This is a genomic window from Candidatus Zixiibacteriota bacterium (assembly GCA_021159005.1).
Taxonomy (GTDB): Bacteria; Zixibacteria; MSB-5A5; order UBA10806; family 4484-95; genus JAGGSN01.
Window position 1 is genome coordinate 1 of the sequence record JAGGSN010000193.1, and the last position, 8,803, is coordinate 8,803.

3 protein-coding genes and 2 tRNA genes are annotated in these 8,803 nt (G+C 40.6%); 3 read left to right on the plus strand and 2 right to left on the minus strand.

The genetic code is table 11. From position 1 onward, the window contains the following. Nucleotides 1-6 precede the first annotated feature (6 nt). A tRNA-Arg gene (locus tag J7K40_12210) sits at nucleotides 7-80 on the minus strand. Nucleotides 81-292: 212 nt separating this feature from the next. On the opposite strand from J7K40_12210, the gene J7K40_12215 reads away from it, so the two are divergent. From J7K40_12215 to J7K40_12225, 3 genes are all read left to right on the plus strand, one after another. Further along, nucleotides 293-366 (plus strand) — tRNA-Arg (locus J7K40_12215). Nucleotides 367-938: 572 nt separating this feature from the next. Continuing rightward, the gene (locus J7K40_12220) at nucleotides 939-6,203 is read left to right on the plus strand and encodes a sigma 54-interacting transcriptional regulator (GenBank protein ID MCD6163160.1); all 5,265 of its coding nucleotides are present in this window, start codon (nucleotides 939-941) and stop codon (nucleotides 6,201-6,203) included. Between the two features lie 352 nt (nucleotides 6,204-6,555). Beyond that, nucleotides 6,556-8,442 (plus strand): T9SS type A sorting domain-containing protein, encoded by a 1,887-nt coding sequence (locus J7K40_12225; GenBank protein MCD6163161.1) that lies wholly within the window; start codon nucleotides 6,556-6,558, stop codon nucleotides 8,440-8,442. Nucleotides 8,443-8,572: 130 nt separating this feature from the next. On the opposite strand, the gene J7K40_12230 is transcribed toward J7K40_12225, so the two are convergent. Beyond that, nucleotides 8,573-8,803: hypothetical protein (locus tag J7K40_12230; protein MCD6163162.1), on the minus strand; the 231-nt coding region annotated here is incomplete at its 5' end.

Here is an 8,803-nt window from a genome sequence, read left to right on the forward strand (position 1 = left end):
ATTAAATACCCCCGGCAGGGCTCGAACCTGCTACCCTCTGCTTAGAAGGCAGATGCTCTATCCAGATGAGCTACGGGGGCATTATGAATGCCGCTTTTTCGGCTGTCTGAAAATACTCTGCAATATCGCTTTCGTCAATGAGAATTTGCATCATTTTATAAAATAGTGATCCCAAAAACTGCGGCGACTTTTTTCTTGATTTTACCCAAAAAAGTCATATTATACTGCAAACGGCTTTAGCTGATTTGAGGTTTACGATAATTAGCTAATAAGCAAACAACTTAAGATTCTTGCGCCCATAGCTCAATTGGATAGAGCGTCTGACTACGGATCAGAAGGCTGCGGGTTCGACTCCTGCTGGGCGTATTTTATATTGATTGCAGATATAAAAATAACCGGATCATCTATTTAAAGATGATCCGGAGCCTCCGTTTCATGCAACAAACCCCATTGAGATTTTGCAGGGTGATTTTATCACTCTATTTTATATTATCGTTGCTCTTCTTAACTTACATTAGTAAAATTCTCTTTTATCAACATGACGATTCCTTTGCAATATCTGGCCTTTTACTTATTATGTTTGGCCAGTCATTGATTTCTTAGAATAGTAATGATTATAATTTCATTTTTAAAACATCTTAATCTGCTCTGGCACCTTATCAGGATTGTTTATATGGGACAAGTATAAATACTCAATAAAATCCCCAGACAGTTTGTAATTATCATCACAGGCAATACCAATGGAGAATGTTGTATGATATGTGTAACAGTTTGCGCACTAACAATACCTGGCATATATTAATTGTATCTTATTGACTGTAAATATATTATAAGATTCTATTCAAGTGCCGCATTTTTTTATTGACAAAAATATTAAAATAATATATAATATTGTTAGCTATTATAACAGTTCGGTTTGATTAATAACAGCCAATGAAATGATGAAAACAATTGACAATCAGTATGAAGCTATTGAAAGCCTTGGCATTGGAGGCATGGGCGAGGTCTTTAAAGTTGTTGATATTAATGATAACTCTATTAAAGCTTTAAAAATTCTTAAACCTGATTTAATCTCAGAGCTAGATTGGTTTAAGGAAGAGTTTAACATATTAACGCAACTTCGCCATCCTTACTTGGTTAGAGTGTACAATTTTGGCATGGAGAATGATAATAATCCGTATTATACAATGGACTTGATGCCGGGCGGCGATATTAAAATAAAAGCCGAGAATTGCCCGCTGGATGAGTTTTACAAGCTGGCTTTGATGTCTTTATCCGCTCTTGATTATATCCATTCACGCAATATTATCCACGGTGATTTGAAGCCATCCAATATACTTTTTGATGAACTCGGCAACCTTCGCTTAGTCGATTTTGGTTTAGCGGTGCATCTCAAGTCTGACAGATCGCGCAGTTCGGGTACCCTTGAGTTTGCCTCACCGGAAATAATCAAGCATGGCAAACTATCTTCGCGGAGCGATCTTTATAGTCTGGGACTTGTTCTTTACGAACTGTTGTTCGATAAACCGCTTCTTAAGGGGACAACCAGCCAGATACTGGCCTATAAGCTGAACAAACCTGTTGAACTTCCTGAGTTTCCTGTTGATAAAGGCGGGGATAATCTCAGGCAAGTCATTAATCGTTTGCTCGAAAATGATCCCGAAAAACGCTATCAGGTTGCGGGTGAGGTGTCGGCAATAATAGAGAATTTATATCATGCCTCGGCGCCGGAGGGAAAACTTGCTAATGACCGCTTGCCGGTTTCGGTGATGTCTGATACCAGCCGCGATTATTTTGAGAGAGCCTCATTTTGTGGCCGTAATGAGGAATTTAAGGCTTTGAAAAAAGCCTATAGCCGGTTGAGTGAAGGTGAAAATTCAATTTACTATCTATCGGGCGAATCGGGTGTTGGGAAAAGCCGTTTAGCCGAGCAATTTAAATATGATATTCAGATGGAAGGCTGTTACTTTGTGCAGTCGGTATGTACGCCGGGCGATGACCAGCCATTAGCGCCGATACGCAAGTTGATTGAGCAGTTGTTTATATTATTCGATCCCGATTACAGTATTTTCAAAACTCTTGGCGATGAGGTTAAAAGATTATTCCCGGAGATATTTCAGGATATTCATGGCGAGCAGGATGTTAACCGAGGCAAGCAGAGATTATTTTATAACCTGCAAAAATATATTGAGCAGATATGCAGCGATAACAGCCTGGTATTATTGGTCGAAGACCTTCAATATGCCGACAGCGTAACAATTGAATTTATCAACCTTATCAGCCAATCTTCCAAAAGCTCCTACAGACCAGCTGGAAACGGGTTTCTATTGATTCTAACATCTCAGATTATCCCCGATGAATCTCACTGGGATTTTACTAAAAGTGCGCGCCATATAATCCTCAAGCCGGCAGACAGCGAATTATGGGATGAATTCCTGCACAATCTGTTTGGCGATTTCAAACCGCCCGCAGATTTCTCAGAAAAGCTGTACCATGAAACAGGCGGTAATTTTTTCTTTGCTGAGGAGCTATTAAAAAGTTTAGCTGACGGCAGAGCGCTTATCAGGTCGGAGGGATTCTGGAAATTAGAAACTGAAAAGCTGACTGATTTCCCGCTGCCCGGCTCGGTAAAAGAAGCAATCAGCCATCGTTTGTCCTACTTGGGATTAAATTATCGGGCTATTGTCGAGCAAGCCACAGTTATGGATACATTATTCAAGCCAGCTGACCTGCTTGAATTATCGGGATTTTCAGACAAAGACAACGAACTTTTGGATGAGCTTATTCTTCTCAGGGTTTTTCGCCGTCAGAACGGCAGTTTGCAGTTTTTACACAACCAGGTAAAAGATGTTGCCTATAATTCATTGCGGAGTGATAAAAAGATAAAGCTTCATTATCAGGCGGCTATATATTTTGAGAAGCGGAAAGCCAATCCGGAATATTTGGCGGCTCAATTTTTAGCGGCTGGCGAGAAGGGCAAAGCTTATAAATATCTATGTCAGTCTGCCGAAAATGCGGTTGGTATTTTCGGTTGGAGTCAAGCGGCTAATTATTACAAGCAGATAATAGAGCTAATCGCCGATTGGCCTGAGGCTCCAAAATCAGCTCGTTTCGATGCTTTGTCGGGTCAGGCCAGAGCGCTTATGTTTATTGATCCTAAAGCGGCTGAAAAACTGTTTGAGGATATCCAGCTTGAAGCTGTTAAAACCGATTTCAGCAGCAAGAACTCAGCCTCCGCATTGGTTCTTCAGGCGGAAAATTATCAGCATCTCGGCGAAAACGAACAAGCTTTAAAACTATATGATAAAGCAATTAATTTTAGCTCGGAATATGAAGACGCGCCCGATTGGTCTAACATCCTGGGTGAGGCATACATGGGTTTCGGTTGGGTTAAAAGCAAACTGGGAGAGCTTGACCAGGCGGTTAAAAGTTATTTTAAAGCGCTTGATTATTTTATCGAAAACCCGGAAAGGATGTGCCGGGTATTAAGCTATATCGGCATCGGCTATGCCAGAAAAGGTGATTTCGACGGCGCGCTCGATTATTACAACCGTTCGCTGACTGTCTGCCGCGAAAATAACTACAAATGGCCGGCTATGCAATTATACGGCAATATCGGCAATGTGTATAATGCCAAAGGCGAACATGATGAAGCTTTAGAGCATTATAAAAAATCTTTGGCAATAGCTTTGGAGATATCCGACAAGCGAATCGAGGGTATTAATTTTCTGAACATCGGTCATATCTATAATCATCTCGACCAGCGAGTTAAAGCGTTGGATTATTTTCAGAAAGCGCTGCAAATCCAGAAAACGATTGGCGACCGAGGCAGCGAAGCCATTAACTATAATAATCTGGCGGAAACCTATTTCAACTTAGGGCAATTGAAGCGGGCTTTCGATTATTCGATTAAAGGCATTGAACTGGCTAAAGAGATAAAAGAACCCCGCATCGAACTGGCGAACCTGAAAGGGCTGGCTGATGTTTATCTATCTATTGGGGATACAGATAACGCCTATGAGAATATCGAAACCGCTCTCACGCTGGCTGAGAAACTCAATGATGACCAGCAAAAAACCTGGGTTCTGGCAATTAAGGCTGAAATTCAATTTGAGCGCGGTGATATAGACGATTCGCAAAAAAGCCTGTCGGATGCTTTGGCAGCCAAGCCTGAGCATACGGGATTGAAAGCTCGTCTGCTTATGGCTAAGGCGTTGGTAAATCTCAAAACTAACGATTTATTGTCGGCGGAGCAGTCTATATCAACAGTATCTCAGCTTGAAATGCCGATGAGTTTCAAGTCAGCTTGCCATCATTTGAAAGCGCTTTATCTGTTTAAAAAGGATAAGCATAAAAGTAATCTGCATAAAGCGGAAACAGAAATCCTTACGGCTTTTGGGCATGCTGAAAAATATGGTCCGGCAGGGGAGAAGCCCAAATGCTTAATGACATTATCGCGAATTAAAAGAAGCCTTGGCGAAAAATATGAAAATTATATAAATCAAGCTAATAATTTAGCCTCTGGTTATTGCGCCGGTTGGCCATCCCAAACCCAAGGTCGATACCTTAGTAATTTTAAGCCTATCGACGAAAGCAAGGTGTTGGTTGGTCAAGGACGTGATAAACCGTTGCGCGATAAGGATATGAAGGTGCATATGGAAAAATCAAGCAGAGAGAAAAGACTTGAAGCGCTGTTTGAAGCATCAAAAACTGTCAATTCAATACATGAGCTTGACCCCTTATTAAATCAGGTGATGGATTTGATGCTTTCGAACCTTGAAGCAGATCGCGGTTTTATTATGCTAAAAGATAACGGCGATGAGAAAAACGGCAGTCTTGAGCCGATGATAGCCAGAAACCTTGATAAGGAAAATATTGTAGGCGAGGATACAATATCACGTTCTACTATTGACGATGTTTTCAATTCGGGTGAACCGCTTTTATTAAACATAGCTCCCGGCGAACAAACTGACAGGGAATCCGTGATTGATTTTCACATTACATCTATAATGTGCGCTCCCTTGAAAGCTAAAGACCGGGCAACCGGCATTGTGTATATTGATACGCGGGCAACAAACAGGGTTTTTGATAATGATGATCTCGATTTTCTGTTGAGCTTTTGCAATCTGGCGGCAATAGCCATAGAAAATGCCCGCCTGACCGGACGTTTGACCGACCGCAATGTTTACCTTCAGAAGCAGGTTGAAAAGAGTTCCAGTTTCAAGAATATAATCGGCAGATCATCCCCGATGCAGAGAGTTTTCAGGATGGCAGAGTCGGTGGCTGTTAGCGATGCGACAGTCGTAATTACCGGCGAGTCGGGCACCGGCAAGGAGATACTTGCCAAGGCAATACATTATTCGAGTTTGCGGAAGAAGGCTCGCTTTATACCGATTGACTGCGGCGCGCTGCCCGAATCGCTTTTAGAATCGGAACTGTTCGGTCATAAGAAAGGTGCTTTTACCGGAGCCATATCCGACCGAATAGGCTTGTTTGAGGAGGCTGATAACGGCACGGTCTTTTTAGATGAGATTACCAATACCAGTCAGACATTCCAGGTTAAATTGCTCAGGGTAATTCAGGAGGGCGAGTTCAGGCGGGTTGGCGATGTTAAATCGCGCCGTATTGATGTTCGCATTTTAGCGGCTACCAACAAAGACTTGAAAACGGAGGTTGAAGCAGGCAATTTTCGCGAAGACTTATACTACCGTATTAATGTAGTTAATATTTTGCTGCCGCCTTTAAAAGAACGCAAGGAGGATATTCCTATTTTGGCCGATTATTTCCTCGAGAATATATGCAATAAAATGAAAATGCCGAAAAAATCAATCACCTCCAAAGCGATTGATTATCTTGTTAATTATCATTGGCCGGGTAATATTCGGCAGCTGGAAAATATTATCGAGAGGATGGTTATTTTTTCCAAGGGTGAGTTTATTGATGCGTCAGATCTTCCCCATGAGATAAAATCGATGTTTGATAGCATGCCAATCGAGAATAAAACACAGTTTAATGTTCCGTCAACAAAAGTCGAATTGAAAGCCGCTAAGTGTCAACTTGATAGACTGTTTCTGGTGGGTCTGATGGAACAAGCCGAGGGAAATGTTATGAAAGCCGCCCAAATATCAGGCACAGACAGAACCCAGCTTCATCACATGCTTAATAAATATAATCTGAATTCGGTAGATTTTAAGAAGGATTAAGCAGAACTGTCTGCCTTAGGCAGGTGAGCAGTCTGTTGACAAAGCCTGCCCTGACTGGTAAATCGCGGCTATTAAGTTTTGATTATTAATATAATCACTTAATAGTCAGGGTTTTATAGCCCCGATTATTTCCATAGTGTTGAAATAAATTTCAATATTATCTTTTGTAAACATGATGACCCGTTCAAGGCAGCTATCATAATGTAAAAGAAAGATATTTCGAAAATTTAAAATAATTTTTAGCAAAAGTGTTAATTATTGAGCTTATAACAGAGGTAGTGTAAAAAATGAAAAGCTGCAATTATTTTCTTGACATGAATTATTTATATATTATAATTTATACTGAGTAGGTATGATAAGGCTTCTTAAAATATTGCTGGCTTTTCTAATGCTGACGGCGTTAGTTTATGGGGGTTCTATAGCCGAGGATTATGAAATTATCTTAAGCAATAATGGTATTGTGCAGGGGATTGTATGTACCGACCAGGGAGACCCGTTAAGCGAAGCTAAGGTAATATTTTATTCTGATGATTTTTCCATACTGGATTCAATTGTTGTCGACAGTGATGGGAAATTTACTTATCAGCTTGAATCAGGTCAGTATTATATTTCAGCGGAAGCTGACAATTATGTAAAACGTTTCTTTCCTGATCAATATATGATCGCTTCATCTTCGACTGTAAATGTGTTTCCATCTCAAATAATAAATATATCGTTTAAACTTGAGTTGGGCTGTTTAATATATGGCGAGATTATAACGGGAGTTAATCAGGAATCGAATTTTCTTGTTAGCGCTATTAAAATTGATTTTCCCAATGAGGGATGGCAATGCGATAAATATTTCCCGATAACTAATCAGGGAAACTACTGCCTTGATGGGTTATTGCCCGGTCATTATAGAGTGTTAGTTCGCGCTCGCGGATATGAAACAGTATTCTATCCTGACGCTGAGATATTCAAAGAGGGCGAGATAATACCCGTGTCAATTGATAATGCTGTTTATGGGATAGATTTCAACCTTGAGAGACCGGGTTTTGGCATGCTCTGCGGACAGGTTAGAGATAGCAATACCGGCGAGCCAATTCGGGGAGCAGTAGTTACCGCCTACCAATGGCCATATATATGGGGTGATCCCTACCGGGTTAGTATTGTTACGGATGAGCGCGGTTTTTATATGTTTGCGTTAACTGCAGGCAATTATTACATCAAAGCTGTCTTAGAAGATATTTCACAGCCGGGCGAATTTATTTATCTTTATTATGATAATCATTTCGATTCAAAGTTGGCTGATATTATAAATGTGGAACCTCAGCAGTTGATGCCTGGAATAGATTTTTGGGTTGACAGGTCGCTTCATTATAACTTGAGTATCAGTGGTACTATTGTGCATCGCGATAATGATTTTCCGATGGAGGGTGTGAAACTAACCGCCCTCGATTACGATACCGGTCAGCCAATTGCCTATTCTTTAAGCAATCGTTATGGCTGTTTTACCATTAAAAACCTTGTTGCGGGTTCTTATATTATTGAAATTTCCGGAAATGGAATTATCCCGAATTTTTGGCCAAATGTTTTTAGCTGGCAGGAGGCTGAAGTTGTAACAATAAACTCTGCCAACATAATTATTCATAATGGCGGAGCAATAACGCAGGATTACGGCACTCCGGGTTTCTCGATATCTGGCATTGTCAGTGGAAGCTCAGGCCCGTTAGCGGATGTGAGAGTTTATGCGACTAATATTGATAATGATCTTATTGCTTTTGAGCAAACAGGTATTGATGGCAAATACTTAATAACATCGGGTCTTCATGAGGGGGAATACAAAGTGTTCGCCGATATATATGGTTATAACGGCATGTATTTTCCATTACCTTTATTCCTCGACATGGTTGACGACCCCGATCTTTTTGGTATTGATTTTTATCTCGATTCAACCATCACTTATATTGAAACTGAAATAACCTTGCCCGAACAATGCCGATTATTGGGCAATTATCCTAATCCCTTTAATTCCAGTACAGTGATAAAATATTCTGCCGACCGAAGTTTTAAAACCGAAATCGATATCTACAACATCTGTGGCCAACTTGTCTATTCGATGCCTGTAAATACATCATTGGGAACAAATCTGATTCAATGGAATGGTAAATCTTCTGAGGGCAATTCTGTCTCAAGCGGAGTTTATTTCTACAGAATAAAAGAATTTCCCGAAACCCAAAAGATGTTATTATTGAGATAACTCTTCAATTAATTTACTATAAAACCATACTTTATATTGAAGATATTTAATGATTTGTTTTATGTATGGTTATTTGTTGGAATACTCTTAAATCACTACTGTCCGGCTTTTTGTCCGCCTTAGGCGGATGCTATAATGATGTCATTCCCACACTGCCCGCGTCATTCCCAACTTGATTGGGAATCCAGAGATTGGTCATGCCGATACCTCCTGCCGGCCGGCGCCCGCCTGTCTGCGGACACGGGGCATGGTATTTTTTGTTATCCACCATTGGTTTAACAAACAGCTTTCTGGACTCCCGTTTTCGGGCTTGTTGAAAAACCCCTTGATTAATGCTATTGGATATAGTAAAGAATATCAT